At 38.9% G+C, this 20,495-nt stretch carries 20 protein-coding genes; 7 read left to right on the top strand and 13 right to left on the bottom strand.

Annotated elements, in window-relative coordinates:
- Positions 1 to 100: 100 nt before the first annotated feature.
- The 11 genes from HME7025_RS05045 to rsfS all read right to left on the bottom strand — a co-directional run bounded on the left by HME7025_RS05045 (position 101) and on the right by rsfS (position 10,848).
- Positions 101 to 736 carry a trimeric intracellular cation channel family protein gene (locus HME7025_RS05045; RefSeq protein ID WP_109325011.1) on the bottom strand — a complete coding sequence of 212 codons (636 nt, stop codon included), beginning with the start codon at positions 734 to 736 and terminating at the stop codon, positions 101 to 103.
- Between the two features lie 138 nt (positions 737 to 874).
- The gene (locus HME7025_RS05040; protein ID WP_109322588.1) at positions 875 to 1,147 is read right to left on the bottom strand and encodes a DUF4242 domain-containing protein; all 273 of its coding nucleotides are present in this window, start codon (positions 1,145 to 1,147) and stop codon (positions 875 to 877) included.
- 320 nt (positions 1,148 to 1,467) lie between these two features.
- Positions 1,468 to 2,787: an ABC transporter permease gene (locus tag HME7025_RS05035; RefSeq protein ID WP_109322587.1), complete on the bottom strand. Its 1,320-nt coding sequence runs from the start codon at positions 2,785 to 2,787 to the stop codon at positions 1,468 to 1,470.
- Positions 2,788 to 2,797: 10 nt separating this feature from the next.
- Entirely contained in the window at positions 2,798 to 3,706 is a 909-nt protein-coding gene (locus HME7025_RS05030) for an ABC transporter ATP-binding protein (protein WP_109322586.1), read from the bottom strand.
- A 98-nt stretch (positions 3,707 to 3,804) separates the two neighbouring features.
- Positions 3,805 to 4,221: a hypothetical protein gene (locus HME7025_RS05025; RefSeq protein ID WP_109322585.1), complete on the bottom strand. Its 417-nt coding sequence runs from the start codon at positions 4,219 to 4,221 to the stop codon at positions 3,805 to 3,807.
- Positions 4,222 to 4,320: 99 nt separating this feature from the next.
- On the bottom strand, positions 4,321 to 4,857 hold the full coding sequence (locus HME7025_RS05020) for a TrmH family RNA methyltransferase (protein ID WP_226998283.1): 537 nt from the start codon (positions 4,855 to 4,857) through the stop codon (positions 4,321 to 4,323).
- 16 nt (positions 4,858 to 4,873) lie between these two features.
- Positions 4,874 to 5,854 carry an acyl-ACP desaturase gene (locus tag HME7025_RS05015; protein WP_226998282.1) on the bottom strand — a complete coding sequence of 327 codons (981 nt, stop codon included), beginning with the start codon at positions 5,852 to 5,854 and terminating at the stop codon, positions 4,874 to 4,876.
- A gap of 65 nt (positions 5,855 to 5,919) precedes the next feature.
- Complete coding sequence (locus HME7025_RS05010) at positions 5,920 to 7,434, bottom strand: glycoside hydrolase family 32 protein (RefSeq protein WP_161956206.1); 1,515 nt, start codon at positions 7,432 to 7,434, stop codon at positions 5,920 to 5,922.
- Entirely contained in the window at positions 7,400 to 8,212 is an 813-nt protein-coding gene (locus tag HME7025_RS05005; protein WP_226998281.1) for a UDP-2,3-diacylglucosamine diphosphatase, read from the bottom strand. Before HME7025_RS05005 ends, HME7025_RS05010 begins: the two co-directional genes overlap by 35 nt.
- Positions 8,213 to 8,247: 35 nt before the next feature.
- On the bottom strand, positions 8,248 to 10,383 hold the full coding sequence (ftsH, locus tag HME7025_RS05000; protein ID WP_109322583.1) for an ATP-dependent zinc metalloprotease FtsH: 2,136 nt from the start codon (positions 10,381 to 10,383) through the stop codon (positions 8,248 to 8,250).
- A gap of 78 nt (positions 10,384 to 10,461) precedes the next feature.
- Positions 10,462 to 10,848: a ribosome silencing factor gene (gene rsfS, locus HME7025_RS04995; protein ID WP_109322582.1), complete on the bottom strand. Its 387-nt coding sequence runs from the start codon at positions 10,846 to 10,848 to the stop codon at positions 10,462 to 10,464.
- A 90-nt stretch (positions 10,849 to 10,938) separates the two neighbouring features.
- Between rsfS and HME7025_RS04990 the strand changes: the two genes are divergently transcribed.
- The 4 genes from HME7025_RS04990 (at position 10,939) to HME7025_RS04975 (ending at position 15,644) form a co-directional block, all read left to right on the top strand.
- Positions 10,939 to 11,727, top strand: a complete 789-nt coding sequence (locus HME7025_RS04990; RefSeq protein WP_154401932.1) for a biotin--[acetyl-CoA-carboxylase] ligase — start codon at positions 10,939 to 10,941, stop codon at positions 11,725 to 11,727.
- A gap of 21 nt (positions 11,728 to 11,748) precedes the next feature.
- Positions 11,749 to 13,410 carry an AMP-binding protein gene (locus tag HME7025_RS04985; protein WP_109322580.1) on the top strand — a complete coding sequence of 554 codons (1,662 nt, stop codon included), beginning with the start codon at positions 11,749 to 11,751 and terminating at the stop codon, positions 13,408 to 13,410.
- Between the two features lie 49 nt (positions 13,411 to 13,459).
- The gene (locus HME7025_RS04980) at positions 13,460 to 14,866 is read left to right on the top strand and encodes a BamA/TamA family outer membrane protein (protein WP_109322579.1); all 1,407 of its coding nucleotides are present in this window, start codon (positions 13,460 to 13,462) and stop codon (positions 14,864 to 14,866) included.
- Between the two features lie 196 nt (positions 14,867 to 15,062).
- Positions 15,063 to 15,644, top strand: a complete 582-nt coding sequence (locus tag HME7025_RS04975; RefSeq protein ID WP_109322578.1) for a hypothetical protein — start codon at positions 15,063 to 15,065, stop codon at positions 15,642 to 15,644.
- Here HME7025_RS04975 and HME7025_RS04970 read toward each other — a convergent pair.
- Positions 15,641 to 16,696: a branched-chain amino acid aminotransferase gene (locus HME7025_RS04970; RefSeq protein ID WP_226998280.1), complete on the bottom strand. Its 1,056-nt coding sequence runs from the start codon at positions 16,694 to 16,696 to the stop codon at positions 15,641 to 15,643. The two genes, HME7025_RS04975 and HME7025_RS04970, sit on opposite strands and share 4 nt — an antisense overlap.
- 15 nt (positions 16,697 to 16,711) lie before the next feature.
- Entirely contained in the window at positions 16,712 to 17,266 is a 555-nt protein-coding gene (locus HME7025_RS04965) for a cob(I)yrinic acid a,c-diamide adenosyltransferase (protein ID WP_109322576.1), read from the bottom strand.
- A 146-nt stretch (positions 17,267 to 17,412) separates the two neighbouring features.
- Between HME7025_RS04965 and HME7025_RS04960 the strand changes: the two genes are divergently transcribed.
- Genes HME7025_RS04960 through tyrS form a run of 3 tightly spaced genes read left to right on the top strand, consistent with a single transcriptional unit; the run spans position 17,413 to position 20,494 of the window.
- The gene (locus HME7025_RS04960) at positions 17,413 to 17,919 is read left to right on the top strand and encodes an SdpI family protein (RefSeq protein WP_109322575.1); all 507 of its coding nucleotides are present in this window, start codon (positions 17,413 to 17,415) and stop codon (positions 17,917 to 17,919) included.
- Positions 17,919 to 19,142, top strand: coding sequence for an S-adenosylmethionine:tRNA ribosyltransferase-isomerase (locus HME7025_RS04955; protein ID WP_109322574.1), 1,224 nt, complete (start codon positions 17,919 to 17,921; stop codon positions 19,140 to 19,142). The genes HME7025_RS04960 and HME7025_RS04955 overlap by 1 nt, the downstream gene beginning before the upstream one ends.
- A 59-nt stretch (positions 19,143 to 19,201) precedes the next feature.
- Positions 19,202 to 20,494: a tyrosine--tRNA ligase gene (gene tyrS, locus HME7025_RS04950; RefSeq protein ID WP_109322573.1), complete on the top strand. Its 1,293-nt coding sequence runs from the start codon at positions 19,202 to 19,204 to the stop codon at positions 20,492 to 20,494.
- The last annotated feature ends 1 nt before the right edge of the window (position 20,495 follow it).

The raw sequence follows: 20,495 nt of genomic DNA, 5'->3' as shown, positions 1-20,495 counted from the left end.
TCCTTATAAGTATTTAAATATCAAATCATTACAAATAACTAACCATTGCTTTCCTTGACAATCTACAACAGCCGACGCTTCTCAAATAAATTAGTAGGTATTAAGGCTTATTCACCTGATTGGAATCCATCGAATTCAAAACGGGTAAATGTAAATGAAATCGGAAGGCAAGAATTCTCACAGTTATGACAACTGATGCGGCAATCAACTCCGTTATTGGAACAGAGAAGTCGAAATATTGACAAGCGAAATAGACCAATCCACCAGCTACACATGCCAACGCATAAATATCCTTTCTTAATAAGAGTGGGACTTCATTCAACAAAACATCTCTCAACAAGCCCCCTACTGAACCTGTGATGGTTCCCATGATAATACATACCCAAAAAGGTAAATGAGCGTCCATGGATTTACTAATACCCACAATGGTAACTAGGCCTAAACCAATCGCATCGAAAAGAAACAAGGTATTCCACCATTTGACCAATTGACTTTTGAGAAGAAGCACAGCCAACAAAGCAATAGCAGTTGTCAAAAAATAACGCCCATCCAACATCCAAAAAGGTCGAATACCCAATAATAAATCACGAACTGTTCCTCCACCAATAGCGGTAACGAGCCCAATGATATAGGCTCCGAACCAGTCTATTTGCTTCCCTGAAGCCAAACGAATACCACTGACAGCAAAGGCAAATGTTCCAATGAAATCGATCAAGATGGTGAAATAATTTTCCAAGAAACAACAATTATGGTGAGCAAATTGAACGCCCAAATTACATAGGATTCCTGTAAATAAAATATTCTATTGGCATATAAATTGACAGTGGAGAAAAGATACGCTTCCCTTCCAACTAGAAATTCTCTCTTTGATAATTTAATCCGCCGTAGTAGGGTCAATGATGGTGAAGACTTCGCTTACCAAATTAGCTGGAAAGCCTCCCATGCGGGCGTGCTCAAGAATCATTTCAGGATTGGGAGCTTTGTAGACACAATATATCTTATCATTGGTTACATAACTCTGTAACCATTTAATTTCTGGTCCCATATTATTCAATACACCACAAGATGTTTGTGAAATGGATTTCAATTGATCGTTGGTAAGATTTCCTGCTCCAGGAATTTCTCTTTCAATGAGGTAAGTTGCCATGATGAATGATGATAGAACATGTAGCCTACTCTATTCGGTTTTCGGCATCCCCGTAATATTTTAACATATATACTTAATATTCAAGGATTTACAATGAAATTTAAAATTCTTTTTGAGAATAAGTAAATAGGAAACCAAACTTCGCTCAACTCAACAATTACATGCTAACTAATTGACCTTAACTACATTGTTTACTGACTAATAAGTATCTGCTTATTAAGTTTCGACAGATATAAACAAAAAAGCGCTAAGGAACTCCTCAGCGCTTTTTAAAATTGAGTCAAATATTAAATAAATTAAATGATTGTCTAAATAATTAACTATCCTTTATAAAACACCCATTTACTAATTTCTTTCCAAGTCATTTTTTTGCCATACATCAAAATACCTACTCGATATATACGAGAAGATAACCAACTGCAAGCCAAGAACCCGCCCACTAACAAGACCATAGAAAGGACAATCTCCCAAGCTGGAACTCCATAAGGTAGACGAACCATCATATTGATAGGTGAGGTAAATGGTATAATTGAGGCCCAAAATGCAATATTACTATCAGGATCTTGCATGGTAAACTGAGCTAAAATGAAAGCCAAAATAATTGGAATCATCACAGGAAATGTGAATTGCTGGGCCTCTGCCGCACTTTCTACTGCTGAGCCAATGGCCGCAAATAAAGAGCTATAAAGTAAATACCCAAACAAAAAGTAGAAGAAGAAAGAGCCTAAAATCAAAGGGATATTAGTACTTTCAATCACTTTGTTTAATTCTTCCATAGGCTGTGTGCTCGACTCAGCCTTGGCAACACTTTTCTTCAACTCCTCAGAATGGCTAGAATTAGCCACTGTAGCCATTCTAGAAGGGGCATTGTACAACTTACTTGTAGCTGTGGATAAGCCCACTGTTAATACAATCCAGAGCAAAAACTGGGTCAATCCCACCATACCTACTCCCAATATCTTGCCCAACATTAATTGGTATGGTTTAATCGACGAAATAATAACTTCAATAATCCGGCTACTCTTCTCTTCTATAACCCCATTCATCACCTGAGAGCCATAAAGTAATAAGGTTAAGTACAATAAAAAGCCTAAGATGGCTGCCAGAATCATGGCTCCACCCGAACTAGAAGTCGTCTCGGCACCTTGCTTAGAAACGGTAATGGTATCACTGGATATATCTACTTGAGTTTCCTTGTATTTTACCGTTGAAATACCCGCATTACGCAGCAAAATCTCTCTCACTTTATCCTGAACCATTCGCTCAATATCATTCTTCAATGACAAGCTCAAATTCTTCTCTGAATAAATTTTCAGCCCCTCAGGATTCTTTAAAATATCCACTGGAATGGCGGCAAAAGCATCAAAACCTTGTTTATCAAAGGTTTTCTTAATTTGAGAAACATCACCTTTCAATAATTGAAAAGCGATTTCTTTATCTGCCAAGTCTTTTTGCTCAAATAACCCGCTTCCATCCCAAATAGCCACTTGTTTTACTTCTTTGTCGCGCGTAGCTAACCAAATAGGTACTGCATAAATAGCTGTTAATAACAATGGGGCTACTAAGGAGGCTATCCAAAAAGATTTCTTGCTTACTCGAGTCAAGTACTCCCTTTTTATAACTAATAATATCTTGTTCATGTTGATTCGATTAATTGGTTTCGTTGACTACTTGAATGAATATATCATTGAAAGAAGGTATCAATTCTTGAAATTTTTGAACCTGCACTTGATTGATCAATTGACCTAACAAATGATTGGGACTAGCTCCTTCTTGTAATTTAAAAATACCTTTCTTGGAAACTTGATCTCCTGACATTTCTAAACTAACCAAATCCACTCCTTGCAATTCCTGGGTCAAATTACCGTCAAATAACACCTCAAATTGATGAGCTTTGAATCGATTGCGAACTTCATTTTTTTCACCCGTTAGAACCACTTTAGAATGATTTATCAAAGCAATGGAGTCGCATAATTCTTCCACCGACTCCATACGGTGAGTAGAGAACAAAATACTGGTTCCTCGATCTTTCAAGGCCAAAATTTCATCTTTCAGCATATTGGCATTGATTGGATCAAAACCAGAAAATGGCTCATCTAAAATCAATAATTTAGGCTCATGAACCACCGTCGATATAAACTGAGTCTTCTGCTGCATTCCTTTGGATAAATCATCCACTTGCTTATCCCACCAATCTTTGATATCCAATCGAATAAACCAATCCTTCAATCTTGTGATAGATTCTTGTCTGGATAGGCCTTTTAATTGTGCCAAATAAATCAACTGCTCCCCTACCTTCATCTTCTTGTACAGACCTCGCTCTTCAGGTAAATAGCCAATTTGCTCCACGTGCTTGGATGACAACTTTTCTCCATCAAAAAGGATTTGTCCTTCATCAGGAGCAGTAATCTGAGTGATGATACGAATTAATGACGTTTTGCCAGCACCATTGGGTCCCAATAAACCAAAGATCTTGCCTTTGGGGATTTCGAGACTTACCCGATCTAAGGCCACATGGCTGGAATAACGTTTAACAACGTCTTGAATAGATAATATCATGTTAGGGTATGTTAAATTTCATCTAAAATAAAAAATGCGTTCATCCCATTGGTGTAAAAATGGATGAACGCAAAATATAAGGGATAAACGAAATAGCTCTATTTAACTACAACCGTTCTCTTTTTTCGTGCTGGACTTGGAGAGGCAGTTTTTGATTTCGCAATTGATTTTTTGGGGCTAGCCGTTGCACTTGAGGACACCTCAGCGCTTACTAGTTTAGTACCTTTGGTGAGCAGAGCAATTTGCTTATCCTTAGCAGCTTTTTTGGCTAATTTATCTTTCTTTTTAGCCTCTTTTTCCAATTGCTTTTTTGCTTTCTTTGCTTCCTTTTCTTTCAATTCCGCCAAGGCTTTCACTTGTTGGTCTTTCAATTTCTGGAATTTTTTAACGATGATTGCAATGGCCTTATCTGCAGTATTGACCATTTTTTTAGCATTCTTGTCATTCAAGCCACTTAATTTTGGCAAAATAGATAGTGCTAGTTGTTCGATTAATGTTTTGTCAGCTTTGCTCATACATGTTTATTACTATAGGCCTAAATCTAGAAAAGATTTACAGGAATAAAAATTTATTTGTGTTAAGTTTTTGTGCAAAAAGACAAATAAGAATGAATCTTATTTAAACTGGGTTTTTGAGACAAAATCCCAAACCACAATTCCTAAGCTGACAGATACATTTAGCGAATGCTTGGTGCCAAATTGGGGAATCTCTAGGCAGGTATCGCTGACGGCAATCCACTCATCTTGAACACCGAACACTTCATTCCCAAAAACAAAGGCGTATTTCTCTCCAGCAACAGGCGTGAAATCTTGCAGCGATTGAGATGCTTCCACTTGCTCTACCGAAACAATTTTAAATCCTTGGGTCTGTAATAGTGAGATGCAATCAGCTGCCGAAGCGCAATATTCCCAATCAACCGATTCATCTGCCCCTAAAGCCGTTTTAGTGATTTCTCGATGTGGAGGCTGGGCACTGATGCCACAAAGGTAAATTTTCTCACAACGAAAGGCATCTGCCGTTCGAAAGGCAGAGCCAATATTATTCATACTACGAATGTCATCCATGACAAGCACATAGGGGAATTTCTCCAAAGCTTTAAAAGCAGGAACATCGAGCCGATTGAGCTCGTCCATGGATAACTTCTTAGACATATTTTCTTCGAATTAATTAGGCAATCCAAGTAAATGGATAAGCTAATTCCGGAATTTTGATACGATCAGCCAAACGCTCAAGTCGAGCTGGCAAAGCAGCTACATAATCTCTCGCCTTTTCAGCAGCATCATTCAAGCCTGTGATTTTCTCTACTTCCCAGTCTTGGATTAATCCTTGCATGATGGTTACGTAATCTTGTGTTGTATAAACTCCTATACGTTGTGCTGCATCAGAAAAATGTTCAAATAAAGAACTTTTTTGACCATTGATCTCTCTCAAGAAATGAGCAGGCATGACAATTTTTTTCTTCATCATATCAGCAAATGCCAACATCATTTCAGAAGGATCTAATTTGAAAATTTCACTCACAAATCGACGATATGCTTTGGCATGACGTAATTCATCAGCGGCAATTTGAGCGCACATACGAGATAACTGAGGGTTACCGTGCTGCTTAGCCAATGAAGCTGTTCTACGATGTGAAATATTGGTGGCCATCTCTTGGAAAGAGGTGTACACAAAGTTTCTATATGGATCTGAAGATGTACCAATATCAAATCCATCTGAAATTAAATATTGAGTAGAAACGGCCATGGCACGCATATCTACTTTACCAGATAGATACAAATAAGTACTTAACAAATTACCATGACGGTTTTCTTCAGCTGTCCAGCTACGAATCCATTGAACCCAACCTTGACCTTGATCCTCCACTTGATTCACCGAATCCATCGCCATTAACCACGATTCATAAGTAGGCAAAGCTTCCTCTGTAATCGTATCTCCAATCAATACTGCCCAATAATCATAAGGTAGCTCCTGAGCAGCTTCTTGCAATAATTTTACCTCATTCAAAAAGTTTTCTTTCGTTGAATCAGGTAACATATCAGAAGGCTGCCAATTGGAATCAATTGGATTCAAATACTCCTGGACATAAGCGTCCATGTTTTTGGCAAGTTCAGACATGACCTCCACACGATTAGCAAATTGAGACATGAGATGTGTTTAGTTTGAATTATTAAATTAAACGAAGATACGAAAATAAAGTGTGCGAATGAACCTTATTTCACCTCCCAAATCGTAATTTGTTTTAAATCTAATTTACCTTTCTCCGAAAAAACAGAAAGATTTTCCCTGATAGAATGAGGGAATCGAAGCGAAGAAATAGCCACAGTACCCTCCTGAGCCAATAGCTCAAGCATTGAATGGTCAACCAATACACGTACATGTTTTGCCTTCCCTTCAACCCATGGGGCAGCATCCAATTTGAAAAAACCAGGGCTTAGAATCTTCCCAGAATGAGAACGATCGATGAACCATTGTTTTTTATTCTCATCAAAAGCGACCACCGTATACTCTTTCGGATTATCCACTGATTGCCACTTTAATCCCCAACGATCGGCATTCGTTGACTCTATTTCTAAATCAATCAGATAAGATTTCCCTTGTAACATCTTCATCCCATTCAAGAATTTAGGCTTAGAAATAGAAATGTCTTTTGCCTGAAAAGTAGGTTCAAGTGAACTAAAATCGGGTTGAAAATCTTGTTTCAATCTCAAGCCTTCATGGGTATCGACCAAACTCAGCTTTCTAACCGACGACATCTGGCCTTTCCAAGGAAAAGTTGGTTGCTCTTTGGCATATTGCCAGCTCAGTGCCCATCCTAGCCACATAACTTCATTGGGAGCTGTGTTATAAAAAGGAATAGCAGCATAAAAATCTTTACCATAATCCACAAATAATTTGGTATCACTTGTGTTTTCATTGATAAAGGTCTTACCATTGAATTCTCCCACAAAATATTGCATTCCCACAAAACCCTTTTGCACACCTTGAGAGGAGTTAAACAATACCCATTTACTCTCCTTTTCTCTGCCTTCAATGGGTAATTCAACCAAGGAAGGACATTCCCATATCATTTCTAATTCCCCTTGATTACTGAATTCACTAAGTAAATCCCATTTCAATAAATTCTTAGATCCATAAAATTGAACGGAACGATCCAAGGGTTTTGCCACTGACATAATAAACTGCTTACTAGAATGATGCCAGATGATATTGGGATCTCGGAAATTCAATAATTGAATATCTAAAATCGGATTTTGATCATATTTCTTCCATGTCAAACCATCATCATTGGAATAAGCGAGATGTTGTTCTTGTTTTTTATTGGGATAATCGGCCGTATAGATGGCAACTAATAGATCTTTGCTAGCATCTCCCAGACCCGACACATGGTCTTTATCCCAAACCACACAACCAGAAAAAATAAATTCTTCTCCGTGTGGAATAGCCACAGGAAGCTCTTCCCAGTGCCATAAATCTTTGCTTCGGGCATGTCCCCAGCTCATGTTCCCCCAGTCATTTCCCTTGGGGTTATGCTGAAAAAACAAGTGATAATATCCTTTAAAATAGATCAATCCGTTGGGATCATTCATCCAGTTCTTTTTCGGAGAAAAGTGAATGGATGGCCTCCAATGTTCAGTAGGGCTTTGAGCTGAAATAGTCAAAGAAATGAGCATCAATAAGCTAACTAGTATGCTAGGAAGCGGAATACTTTTGGAAAGAATTTTCATGAGCGTCAATACGTAAAAAGTAAGCATTACATAATGCTGGACTAAACCAATCCCCTAAGTTATAATAAGTAGCATCAGTTCCTAATTCCCAAGCAACAGGATGATGCCGATGGCCAAAGATATAACTCGATGATACTTGTTGTTTAATAAGGTCTTTTTGAAATTGCTCCTGAACGAATTGAAGAATATAATCTGTTTCTGGATGAAAGGGTACAGCTCCTTGCGTAATGGCATTCGTCTTTCGGGTATTAGACCAAGCATGTGCTAATCGAATTCCAAGATCTGGATGTAGCCAACGAAACAAAAACTGAGCAAGCTTATTGGTGAATACTTGCTTCAAAGCCTTGTATCCATAATCGCCAGGCCCCAAGCCATCCCCATGACCAATGAATATGGATTTGTTTGATCCATCGCTAAAGGTTAGCTGAAAACGCTCAGGATGGCGATAAATCGTGGCTGCTAACTCTTCTTGAAAATAATCATACATCCACAAATCATGATTACCTACAAAAATATGTAATTCAATACCAGCATCGCTTAACTCTGCCAACTTGCCTAAAAAACGAACATATCCTTTTGGAACAGCTTTTCGATATTCAAACCAAAAATCAAACAAATCCCCTAACAAAAATAAAGCTTGAGCATCCTGTTTGACTTGATCCAACCAATCCAATAAATAAGCCTCCCTCTCTCTACTTTCCTTTTCATTGGGGAAACCCAAATGGAAATCAGAGGCGAAATAAACTTTTTTACTGGCTTCTACCTGAATATGTTTCATAAAAAAAGGGGTGGCCAAGCCACCCCAAACATGAGTTAAACGGCCGATTCGCTGGAAGCATCATCGGAAGCTATGCTTTCTTCCTTTTTTACAGCTTTAGCTCGAGGCTTTTTAGTTGTCTTCTTGACTTCTTGTACATCCGGTGCAGATTCTGCTTTCTCAGCTAAATCTCGTTCATCCTTCGCTTCCTTACGCTTCTTTTCTGTTTCACCCTTGATATACTCCTGATAAGAAGTTAATTGCTCAAATGGACGAGGACCAACTAAAGCTTCTAAATCGCTTTGGAACAACACCTCTTTTTTCAACAATTGTTCCGCTAGAATAATCAATTTAGCTTTCTTAGAACGTAATAAAGCTAATGTTCTCTTGTAGGCTTCGGCAATAATCTTACGTACCTCTTCATCAATTTCACGAGCTGTAGTCTCCGAATATGGCTTATTGAATTGGTATTCAGTTCCTTTAGAATCATAGTAAGAAATATTTCCCAACTTATCATTCATACCATAAACTGTCACCATGGAATAAGCCAATTTGGTGATTCGCTCCAAGTCGTTTTGAGCACCTGTAGATACTTTACCAAAAATGATTTCTTCCGCTGCACGTCCACCTAAGGTGACACACATTTCATCCATCAATTGCTCAGTACGATACAAGAATTGCTCTTTCGGCAAGTATTGAGCATAACCCAAAGCCGCTACGCCACGAGGAACAATCGACACTTTTACTAAAGGATTGGCATGTTCTAAAAACCAACCAGCAATAGCATGTCCTGCTTCATGGTGAGCTACAATGTTCTTCTCTTCTGGAGAAATCAATTTGTTTTTCTTTTCCAAACCACCGATAACACGGTCCATAGCTTCTTGGAAATCAGTCATTTCCACCGCAACTTTATTTCTACGAGCAGCAATTAAAGCTGCTTCATTACATACATTGGCAATCTCAGCTCCAGCAAAACCTGGAGTTTGCGCCGCTAATTCTTTCACATCAACTCCATTAGCCAATTTTAATGGCTTAATGTGTACTTTGAAAATAGCCTCACGACCAATGATATCGGGTTTATCGATACTGATAGTACGATCAAAACGACCCGGACGTAATAACGCTGAATCCAATACATCGGGACGGTTCGTTGCCGCCATGATGATAATTCCTGAATCCGTAGCAAAACCATCCATCTCCACCAATAGGGAGTTCAAGGTATTTTCTCTTTCGTCATTAGCACCTGGCATAGAACCACGTCCACGAGAACGGCCTACCGCATCAATCTCATCAATGAAAATGATACAAGGAGCCTTTTCTTTGGCTTGCTTAAACAAATCACGTACACGGGCAGCACCTACCCCAACGAACATTTCGACAAAATCAGAACCAGAAAGGGAGAAAAACGGTACGCCCGCTTCACCAGCTACGGCTTTCGCCAACAAGGTTTTACCCGTTCCCGGAGGGCCTACCAACAAGGCACCTTTCGGGATTTTACCTCCTAAATCCGTGAATTTTTTAGGGAATTTTAAGAATTCCACAATCTCTTGAATCTCTTCTTTCGCTTCATCCAAACCAGCCACATCATTGAAGGTCACGCGAACTTTCGACTCCCCTTCAATCAAGGTAGCCTTACTACGACCGATATTGAAGATTTGTCCACCGGCACCGCCACCACCGCCCATGCGGAAGAAAAGGAAATAGAAGCTTAAACCCATTAAGATAAAGAAGCCCCAAGTACCTAACCAATCCAATGGACCCGTACGCGTTTCAGGCTTAGCCATAATCTGCTCATTACGAGGAAAGGCCTTTTGTCTATCTTCTAAAAAACGTTCAAAACCTTCTTTTGAAATTATTTGAAACTCAAAATGTGGACCTTGTTTCACTGAAATAAGGCCTTGAGGAGAGTTTTTGAAATACTTAGCTACATAATTTGGTTTCAGATTAACCTCAACCAATTTATCATTGACAATGGTCACGCCTTCCACTTCTTTTTGAATCAACATGGACTCAAATTGTTTCTGAGAAATCTCTTGAAGTGTGCGTTGTTTAGTAAAAAAGAACATACTCACTACGGCGATCATCAAACCAATGACCATCCAGCTTTGCATGCCTCCAACCGGTTTTTTAGGTAATCGAGGGGGAATTCCTGACCTCTTGGTATTCTTTGAATTGTTTACTTGTTTTGCCATTGGTTATCTATTTGGGCTTGTAACAATGTAGCGGAGTGATTAAGTTTCTTTTCGAGGAAAAATTCTAAAAATTCCAGATTATAATTCTGGAACAATCGTGAATTTAGCATCTCCCCATAATTCTTCTAGTTTAAAAAAGGATCTTTTCTCTTTCAAAAACACGTGCACGATGACATCATAATAATCCATCAATATCCACTCACGATTCGCTTTTCCTTCAATAGAATGGGCATGCAATTTACCTGCTTCCCATATTTCTTTATCTACAGAATCGGCAATTGCATCAATCTGGGTATCTGAAGTACCGGAACAAATCACAAAGAAATCCGTGAATGCATTTTGTACACCGCGCAAGTCCAATACCATAATTTCCTGTGCCTTCTTTTCTTGCATCCCCTTGACTACCCAATTCACAATGTCTTCCGAGATATCTTGCTTGGGGGACTTAATGGAACTTTTACGCATATATTGTTTTGATCTAAATGTTTATAGAGAACTATCTTAACGATTAAAAATTTAAATTTGTTCTACACAAGCTTAAAATTACAAATAAATTTGAACAATTACCACGCACCAACTCGGTTCATAGGCAAATTGGCGAAATACATTCCCACTTGTCCGTCCACCAATTCCATGGCTTTTCAAGAGTCATTAGAAAGTACTATTCCTGAAGGGTTTGCTTGGGTAGCCGGACATCAAAGTGCAGGTAGAGGACAAAGAGGGAATACATGGCAGGCAGAACCAGATCAAAATTTATTACTTTCCTTTCTCCTAAAACCCTCCCATTCTCTACTGGAAAATCAATTTTATCTCAGTAAAGCGGCAGCATTAGGTATTTTAAATGGATTACAACAGTGGGCAACTGAAAACTATGGAGAAAAACTTCCATTAGCCATCAAATGGCCCAATGACCTGTATTTAGATGGAAAAAAATTAGGCGGTATATTGATTGAAAACAATTTTCAAGCGGGCCAATGGACTTTTTCTATCGTAGGAATTGGGCTGAACATCAATCAAACCAACTTTGCCGATTTACGAGCTTGTTCCTTAAAATCCTGGATGAAGTCTCCGCAATCTTTCGATTTACATGACATTTACAAGCATATTTGCAAAGGTATAGAAAAGGAATATGAATATTTTTTAGAGCAAAAATTCCATTTGTTGGATGAGGCTTACCACCAAAAATTATTTAGATTCCAAGAATGGCATTCTTATCAGGACAATCAACAGGAGTTTATTGGTAAGATTCTAAGAGTCAATGCTCAAGGCCTTTTAATCATGGAAAAACCAGGAGGAGAACAAGCCTATGAAATAAAGGAATTAAGTTTTATTTTTAAGGACTAAGCTTTGAAATAAAACTTGTTCATGATAGACCAATACCGCAGCAACTTAGAGAATTTCCTTTATTGGGCAGAACATCGACCAGAGGCTGTTTATCTAAAGCAGCCCGTTGGTAAGCAATATCAAGATTTTACTTATCAAGAAGTTGCTAGTCAAATCAGCAAAATAGCCAATTACCTGCGTCAAACATTAGATGACCAGCTCCCGAACCATGTAGGTATTTTGTCGAAAAACTGTGCCCACTGGATCATGGCTGACTTGGCCATTGCTGCGGCAGGTGCTGTTTCTGTGCCATTTTATCCCACATTAACAGCCGATCAATTAAATCAGGTATTGGTGCATTCCGACTGCCAAATACTCTTCGTTGGAAAACTAGATCATTGGGAAAGCATACGATCAGGAATTCCTTCCAATATCACCTTGATTTTCACTCCTGAGCACCAAAGTCCAATTTCAGAATCACACTGGACAAGTATTGAAGCTCAGTATGAACCCATCGATTCTTTTCATCAGGCAGATGCCCGTGAGCTAAGTACCATCATTTACACCTCAGGAACCACGGGTTCCCCTAAAGGCGTCATGCTACACCATGAAGGGATCATTCATGTCATCAACATAGCCAAAGAGGCCGCACTTTTGCAACAGCCTAACAACCGATTCATTTCATATCTTCCTTTGAGCCATATCGCCGAGCGGAACTTTGTCGAGTTCGCAGGCACAGCATCAGGAGGAACCATTTATTTTGTAGAGACATTGGAGAGCTTTAAGGATAATTTAGTGGCCTGTCGACCTACCCATTTCTTAGCTGTGCCTAGAATTTGGGCTAAATTCAGGGAAGGGATTTTACAAAAAATAGGGGGACAACAACGCCTACAACTTTTACTATCCATCCCCTTGCTGAATCATTTTATCAAAAAGAAAATCAAAAAAGGGTTAGGTCTAGATCAAACCAAAATGAATGTAACAGGTGCCGCACCAATGCCCACCGAATTGTTGCAATGGTTTCAAAAAATCGGCCTTACTATTCAAGAGGCCTATGGTATGACGGAGAATATGGGCTTTAATACCCTAATGCCACGAGACCAAATTCGATTGGGTACTGTTGGGAAACCTTGGCCTACTTGTGAAGTAAAATTAGATCCTGAATCGCATGAATTACTCATGAAGGCCCCCTACATTACATCTGGCTATTACAAAGAACCCACCTTGACCCAAGAGCTTTTTGATGGTACTTGGCTAAAAACGGGTGATATGGCCGAATTGGATTCCGATGGATTTATTTCCATCATCGGACGCGTGAAAGATAATTTCAAAACCAGCAAAGGTCAATATGTAGCCCCTGCACCGATTGAAAACATGATTTTATCTCATGAATGGATTGAACAAGCCTGTGTAGTTGGGACCAATTTACCACAACCTATTGCCTTAATCATTCTAAATGAGGAAGGTAAAAAAGCTGATAAAAACAGCCTAGAATTAGCTTTAGATGGCATTAAGAGTAGTTTAAAGCCGCATTTTAAAAAATATGAACATTTGTCGAAAATGGTCATATTGAAAGAAGATTGGACCATTGAGAACAATTGCATCACTCCTACGCTAAAAATCAGAAGGCAGGCCATCGAGAAAAAATTTCAAGATAAAATAGAAGCCTGGAATCAACATCCTGCATCCATTCTTTTTGAATAATTCATCCAAGGGTAAATTAATAGCTATGCTTTTTGACTAAATTAGAGGCATGAGACGTATTTTACCGCCTAATGTTTTCATTTTCAGCATTTTCATTTGCTTAGGACTTGGTTTATCCACCAGTCTTTGTGGGCAAATGGTGGAGGTAGATAGCATCCAATTCAAAGGAAACGAACGTAGTAAAAGAAGCATCTTAAGGCGAGAATTAGATTTTAAAGAAGGTGATTTGCTGGATTTAAATGAAATTGATAAAAAATTGGAATTCAGCAGAAGGAAACTCATGAATACCAATTTATTCATTTGGGTTCGTTCCGAATATCACTTAACCAAATCAGGGAAATTGTCCATCAATTTTGATGTCTTAGAACAATGGTATTTTCTTGGCTATCCCGTATTCCAATTGGCCGACCGTAATTTAAATGAATGGTGGGCCCGTGGCCATCCATTGGACAGAGCCATTTATGGGATTCACTTATTGCATAATAATTTCAGAGGAAGAGCCGAGAGATTGATGTTAAAAGCCGAAACTGGCTTCACTCAACGGTTGGAGTTCTCTTATAATAATCCTTACGTAGACCGAAAAAAAACACTAGGAATAGGCTTTAATTTGGATTATTTGACCAGTAAAAACATTGCCTATAAAACACAAGCAGACACCTTAGTTTACTTAGGCTCTGAGAATATTTTACGCGAAAAATGGAGTGGTGGGATCAGCTTTAGAAAGCGCTTTCGTTTCTATGATTTCCAGACTTTCGAAGTCAAATACAGCCATAACTTAGTGTCTGATACCATAACCAAACTCAATCCAGCCTATTTTCAAGGGAAATCCAATGAGCAAAACTTCATGCAGTTGGGTTATACTTTTTCCTATGATTTTAGAGATTATGTGGTGTATCCTTTGGTTGGTAAAAAAATCGACATCAGTTTTCAAAAATATGGCGTATTAGCTCAAGATGAAATCAATTTTTGGGAGATCAATGCTGGACTATCCTATTTTTTCGATTTGGGTAAAAAGTTTTATTTCAGTAGTCAATTCAAAGGAAAGATCACTCAAGATGGGGCGACCGTACCTTACGCAAACCAGCGAGGATTGGGATATCGCAACGAAGTAGTGAGAGGTTTTGAACTCAAAGTAGTGGACGGGACGGATTATTTCTTATCTCGAAACACCTTGAAATATCAATTGTACAAACAAATTATTCCCCTTTCCTTCATCCCGTATAAGCAATTTAATCAGATGCCCTTATCCATTTATCCAACTGCTTTTTTGGATTTGGCCTATGTGAATCAAGCGAATCGAGTAGAGACAAAAAGTAATTTTGCCAATAAATGGTTATTTGGGTATGGGGTTGGTTTGGATATTGTGACCTATTATAACTTCGTATTGAAGATGGCGCTGCCCTTTAACAATGGAGGAAAATATGGCTTTGTGGTGGGATTAGGCCGTGAATTCTAAAAAAAAAGCCAGTCAAAGACCGGCTCCTTTTTAAAATACCTAACCACTAATAATCTTAAATATTGTTAGTTTGACGAATCAAACGTAAAAATCGTTGAACAAAAATAACACTATTTTTCTAAAAACAGAATATATCAAATTTGAATTTTTTTAATTTTAGAAATTCAATTACATCACATTGTTGATTCTCCCTCAAATGAACCCTAAAACAAGCTTATTACAAAAAAATTTAGCATTTGCGCTCATTATCAGTTTCTTGATAATTTCAAATGCTTGTCAAACTACCTCCGATAAACAAGAAGCAAATCAGAGTAATCTGGAATCAAAAAAGCAAGCCAAGCAAAAAGCCTGGGATGAGAGCACGCCTTTATTGCAACGAATCACCTTGGGATCTGAAGGTATTATTCGGAATGTTACTTGGGGACAAGATATGTCGACAATTGGAGAAAAGGTGGAACTATCCGAAACTCAACCTAGCGTAGGAAAATCCTATACTCAATTCTTCGATGATACGGATTTGAACTTTGTGGACATCACCTATTTACCTGATGAAAATAATAAGGTAAAAGGAATCATATTAAATATCTTTCTAGAGGAGCAAGATGATGTCTTGGACTTAACTGCCAATTTCAAAGAGTATTTAGGAAATATTTATGGGAATGGCCGAGGTAGTGCCAAAAAGATTGTTTGGAAAAACGAAAATACCCAGGTCATATTGGAAGATGTTGGTACTCCCAAAGACCCAGGTATTCAAGTTGTTTTTTCTAAGATAAACTAAACTTTCCAAATCCACTGACGGGTATCGGCTACCTCGCCCAAGCGGATGTGATTGATTTCATGGAAAACTTTAGAGGAGAAATCGCTTTCTTTTCTAGCAGGTAATTCATAGTCCTTACCCTCAAAAGCAATGACTTGAATGGGAGCAATCACCGCTGCGGTTCCCGCGCCAAAAGCCTCGGTAACAGCACCTGACTGAATCCCTTCTACTAGTTCCTTTACTGAAAGTGGTCTTTCCTCTACTTTCATGCCCCAGTCTTTTGCTATTTGTAACACCGACTTTCTCGTAACACCATCTAAAATGGTATCGCCAGTTGGTGCAGTAACCAAAGCTCCATTCACCACAAACATCAAGTTCATGGTTCCTGCTTCTTCTACATATTGATGGGTAGCAGCATCAGTCCAAATAATCTGATCATAACCAGCTTTATTGGCTTCCTGTGTTGGGAATAACGAACCTCCGTAGTTTCCTGCATTTTTAGAGAATCCTACACCTCCTTTAGCCGCACGAATGTATTCTGTTTCCACACGAACGCGCAATGGCTTAGCATAGTAAGAACCTACAGGACAAAGGAAAATAATAAACTTATAAGTATTGGATGGTGAAACACCTACGTACTCATCTGTAGAAAACATGAATGGACGGATATACAAGGAACAACCTTCTTTGGCAGGAACCCATGCCTTATCCATTTGCAACAATTGTCTCAAGCCACCCATAAAAATCTCTTCTGGGACTTCCGGCATGCACATCCGAACGGCAGATTTATTGAAGCGTTTGAAATTTTCTTCTGGTCGAAAAACTAAAATCTCATCTTGCTTAGAACGATACGCTTTCATTCCTTCAAAAATGGCTTGTCCATAATGCAGCGACATCATGGCGGGTTGATAAGTCAATGGACCATAAGGCTGAATGCTTACTTTTTGCCAAGCTCCATCGGCATAATCCGCTACTAACATGTGGTCAGCAAAACTGCGACCGAAAACTAAGTGATCAAAATCAACCTCATTGATACGAGATTGGGCTATGCGTTTTATTTCTATTTGCATCATATTAAATCTTATTAGCTATCTGCCAGAGTTCCACGGAATCTCAGGGATTCCCAATGAATGGTGGAGATAGCGGCACATCATGAATAAATAATCCGATAATCTATTTAAATAAGCGATGGATATTTGATAAGCTTCTTCTTTTTCTTCAGCTTGAACCCATCTGATTAGGCTGCGTTCTGCACGGCGGCAAACAGTGCGGCAAACTTGTGCCAAGGCAATTGTCTCGTGACCACCGGGCAGAATAAAGACTCGCATGGGTGTTAGTACCTCATCCATCTCGTCAATTAATCCTTCTAGGGCTACAATATCATGCAGCTCAATGAGCTTCATATTTCCTAAAAACTCAGTAGAGTCGCTAGCCACATGGGCTCCGAGGACAAATAAACTCGTTTGAATCCCCAACACTTTGGTATTCAATGAATCCGACAGTTGTGTATTCAATAATCCTAAATAGGAATTTAACTCATCGATATCCCCAATGGCATCAATTCGCAAATCCGATTTAGATACACCATTCCCATCAGCAAGTCGAGTAAAACCCTTATCTCCGTTTTTAGTATAGATCGCCATGGCTATATAGTATAAGGTACAAATTTACTTTTTTCAAGCCTGAATTACAAGAATGAGGCATAATTATCATTTTCCTGATGGAAAGAATACAAAGATTAGGTCAGTTAGATTTTCAGACCTAATTTTGTGGACATTTTAATCAACGTATGTCGATCGATCATTTCTTTTCTCGAGTATGGCGCATCATATCCATTATTGGATTTGGCGTCTCTCTCCTATTTATATACCGTGGCTTACCTGATCCTACGGCGGTACATTTTGGTGAAACAGGTCGTGGCGATGGATTTTTACCCAAAGAAGAAATATTCTATTTGACAGCAGGTATCATGACTTTGATTAATATGTTGGCCTTGCTATTGATCAAAAACATTCAGAAAATACCTGATAATCAATTCACTATCCTTTTTTCCATTTTTAAGAAAAAAGGAGGAACTAAGATTAAAGAAACCATTGGACATTGGTTACACATGTTACCCGCTTTGATTAATACCTACATGATATTGGTATTAAGGGCGCTACTTTTATTGAACGATGAAAGAACTTATAACCAAGATTTCTCCTTCTATCCTTATATAGGCATCATCGCATTGCTTATTTGGATTGCCTACCTACCTGTTCGCTTACTAACCTATTCGGATTATTTGGAAGAATAATGAAGCTTGAATTAGCCCCTTTATCGATTCAGGCATTTGATTATCATCTACCTGAATCCAGCATTGCTTTACATCCTAGTCCTAGCAGAGATGCTTCTCGACTATTGGTTTCCCAAAATGGACAAATCTCGCACCATCATTTTTATGATATTTTAGATGTATTACCGAAAAACAGTTTACTCGTTTTTAATAATACACGCGTCATTCCAGCTAGAATACATCTCCAAAAATCAACGGGAGCTACCATAGAGCTGTTCTTACTAAAACCGTTGGCATCACAAATTGCGACCCAGCTAACCATGGAGTCACAGCATGAAGTGGAATGGGAATGCTTGGTAGGAAATAAAAAACGGTGGAAAGATGGAGAAATCTTGCGACATGAACTTCTAATTGGTGACGAAGAAATTCAATTGGCATTGCATTGGATAGACCGAGAGAAAAATTGGGTCAAAATAACCTGGAACAGCACACATCTATTTGCCGAGATATTAAATGCATTTGGTCAAATCCCACTTCCACCCTATTTAGGTAGAGATTTAGATGAAGAAGATCAAGAAAGGTACCAAACCATATTTTCCAAAGAATTAGGTGCGGTGGCGGCCCCCACGGCCAGTCTTCATTTCACACAGGCTTTATTGGACCAAATACCAACAAAAGGACATCAAAGTACTTTTATCACCTTGCATGTGGGCGCAGGAACCTTTCTTCCTGTAAAAGAAGAAAATGTGGCCAATCATCCCATGCATCGGGAACAATTGATTTTCTCCATTCCTATGATGGAGGCCATTCTGAAACATGAGGGTCCGATTGTGCCCGTTGGCACAACGGCTTTAAGAGCCTTAGAAAGCTTATATTGGTCAGGTGTATATTTATTAGAAGAAAGAGAAATCCCTTCTGAGGGCTTTGTCTTGGCCAAAGAATTTGCCTACTTGCCAAGAGCTGAATCCTATTCGGTCAAAGAATCCTTAGAAAAAGTCATCGCTTATTTACAAGGCCATGGACAAGATCAATGGATAGCGGAAACGGAATTATTGATTATGCCAGGTTATACATTACACCTATGTGATGCCTTAATTACCAATTTCCATCAGCCTAAATCAACACTATTGGTTTTGGTTGCTGCCTTGATTGGCGACCATTGGAAAGAGGTCTATGCGGAGGCCCAAGAACAGGGTTATCGCTTTTTAAGTTACGGAGATACGTCATTGTTATTCAAACAGTAGACGAATTCAAGCAAATATGCTTATTTTTGCGACCATTTTATTTATGACAACCCAAGAAAATGCAAGGTAATTTTATCGAGGAATTGAGATGGAGAGGCATGTTACATGACATGATTCCCGGCTTAGAAGAGCAATTAGCTAAAGAAATGACGACGGCTTATATTGGCTTTGACCCTACTGCACCTAGTTTGCACATCGGAAACTTAGCTGCTATTATGTTGTTAAAGCATTTCCAATTGGCCGGTCATAAGCCCATTGCCTTGGTGGGAGGCGCTACCGGTATGATTGGTGATCCATCAGGTAAGAATGCTGAGCGGGAGTTTTTATCCGAAGATACCTTACGCGAAAATCAGATTGGGATTCAAAAGCAATTAGAGAAGTTTTTAGATTTCCATACAGGAGCAAATTCTGCGGAAGTAGTGAATAATTACGATTGGTTCAAAGAATTTAGTTTTTTGGGATTTTTACGCGAAGCAGGTAAGTTTTTAACGGTGAATTACATGATGTCGAAAGATTCGGTAAAAAACCGCTTGGAAACGGGACTCTCTTTTACGGAATTCTCCTACCAGCTATTACAGGGTTACGATTTTTATCATTTGTACAAAACCAAGAATGTCCGTTTACAAATGGGTGGTTCTGACCAGTGGGGTAATATTACTACGGGTACGGAAATTATTCGTCGGAAGGAAGGTACTGGAGAAGATGAAACGGATCGCGCATTTGCTTTGACTACTCCATTGGTTACCAAAGCTGATGGTACTAAGTTTGGTAAATCGGAATCGGGCAATGTATGGTTAGATCCAAGCAAGACTAGCCCGTATGAATTCTATCAATTTTGGTTGAATACGGCAGATGCCGATGTTCCTCGATTATTGCGTGTGTTTACCTTGTTTACGCAAGCAGAAATAGAATCCATGGAAAAACAGCATGCAGAGGCTCCTCATTTGCGCTTGTTGCAAAAGGCCTTGGGTCAGGAGGTAACCACGCGGGTACATGGTGCTCAGGTATGTGAGGAAGTAATGGAGGCATCCACGATTCTATTTGCTAAAGATGCGATTGAGCAATTGGAAGCGGCGGCGGAGAGTGTATTCCAACAGCTCCCGATTTACCAAGTGAGTCCGGAGGCAATGGCGGAGTGCCAAAATTTAACGGATTTAATCAGTGTAGGATGTAATCATTTAATCTGTAGTTCTAAAGGAGAAGCGCGTAAAGCCATCCAAGGAAATGCGATAAGTGTGAATAAAGTAAAAGTGAATAATCCACAAGCAAATATTGATTTTCCGTTATTGCGTAATAAATACTTATTAATTGGCAACGGAAAACAAAAAAATTACATTCTGGCTATCAGCTAGT

Source organism: Aquirufa nivalisilvae (assembly GCF_003143535.1).
GTDB classification, from domain to species: domain Bacteria; phylum Bacteroidota; class Bacteroidia; order Cytophagales; family Spirosomataceae; genus Aquirufa; species Aquirufa nivalisilvae.
Note: the sequence above shows the minus strand (reverse complement) of the source record. Positions and strands in the feature narration are given on the sequence as shown.

Coding starts and splice junctions, on each gene's coding strand:
- HME7025_RS04985 (WP_109322580.1), top strand. CDS start 11,749: ATGATAGACCAATACCGCAGCAACTTAGAGAATTTCCTTTATTGGGCA.
- HME7025_RS04965 (WP_109322576.1), bottom strand. CDS start 17,266: ATGGCGATCTATACTAAAAACGGAGATAAGGGTTTTACTCGACTTGCT.
- HME7025_RS05040 (WP_109322588.1), bottom strand. CDS start 1,147: ATGGCAACTTACCTCATTGAAAGAGAAATTCCTGGAGCAGGAAATCTT.
- HME7025_RS04980 (WP_109322579.1), top strand. CDS start 13,460: ATGAGACGTATTTTACCGCCTAATGTTTTCATTTTCAGCATTTTCATT.
- HME7025_RS05005 (WP_226998281.1), bottom strand. CDS start 8,212: ATGAAACATATTCAGGTAGAAGCCAGTAAAAAAGTTTATTTCGCCTCT.
- ftsH (WP_109322583.1), bottom strand. CDS start 10,383: ATGGCAAAACAAGTAAACAATTCAAAGAATACCAAGAGGTCAGGAATT.
- HME7025_RS05030 (WP_109322586.1), bottom strand. CDS start 3,706: ATGATATTATCTATTCAAGACGTTGTTAAACGTTATTCCAGCCATGTG.
- rsfS (WP_109322582.1), bottom strand. CDS start 10,848: ATGCGTAAAAGTTCCATTAAGTCCCCCAAGCAAGATATCTCGGAAGAC.
- HME7025_RS04975 (WP_109322578.1), top strand. CDS start 15,063: ATGAACCCTAAAACAAGCTTATTACAAAAAAATTTAGCATTTGCGCTC.
- HME7025_RS05020 (WP_226998283.1), bottom strand. CDS start 4,857: ATGTCTAAGAAGTTATCCATGGACGAGCTCAATCGGCTCGATGTTCCT.
- HME7025_RS05015 (WP_226998282.1), bottom strand. CDS start 5,854: ATGTCTCAATTTGCTAATCGTGTGGAGGTCATGTCTGAACTTGCCAAA.
- tyrS (WP_109322573.1), top strand. CDS start 19,202: ATGCAAGGTAATTTTATCGAGGAATTGAGATGGAGAGGCATGTTACAT.
- HME7025_RS04955 (WP_109322574.1), top strand. CDS start 17,919: ATGAAGCTTGAATTAGCCCCTTTATCGATTCAGGCATTTGATTATCAT.
- HME7025_RS05035 (WP_109322587.1), bottom strand. CDS start 2,787: ATGAACAAGATATTATTAGTTATAAAAAGGGAGTACTTGACTCGAGTA.
- HME7025_RS05025 (WP_109322585.1), bottom strand. CDS start 4,221: ATGAGCAAAGCTGACAAAACATTAATCGAACAACTAGCACTATCTATT.
- HME7025_RS04960 (WP_109322575.1), top strand. CDS start 17,413: ATGTCGATCGATCATTTCTTTTCTCGAGTATGGCGCATCATATCCATT.
- HME7025_RS04970 (WP_226998280.1), bottom strand. CDS start 16,696: ATGATGCAAATAGAAATAAAACGCATAGCCCAATCTCGTATCAATGAG.
- HME7025_RS05010 (WP_161956206.1), bottom strand. CDS start 7,434: ATGAAAATTCTTTCCAAAAGTATTCCGCTTCCTAGCATACTAGTTAGC.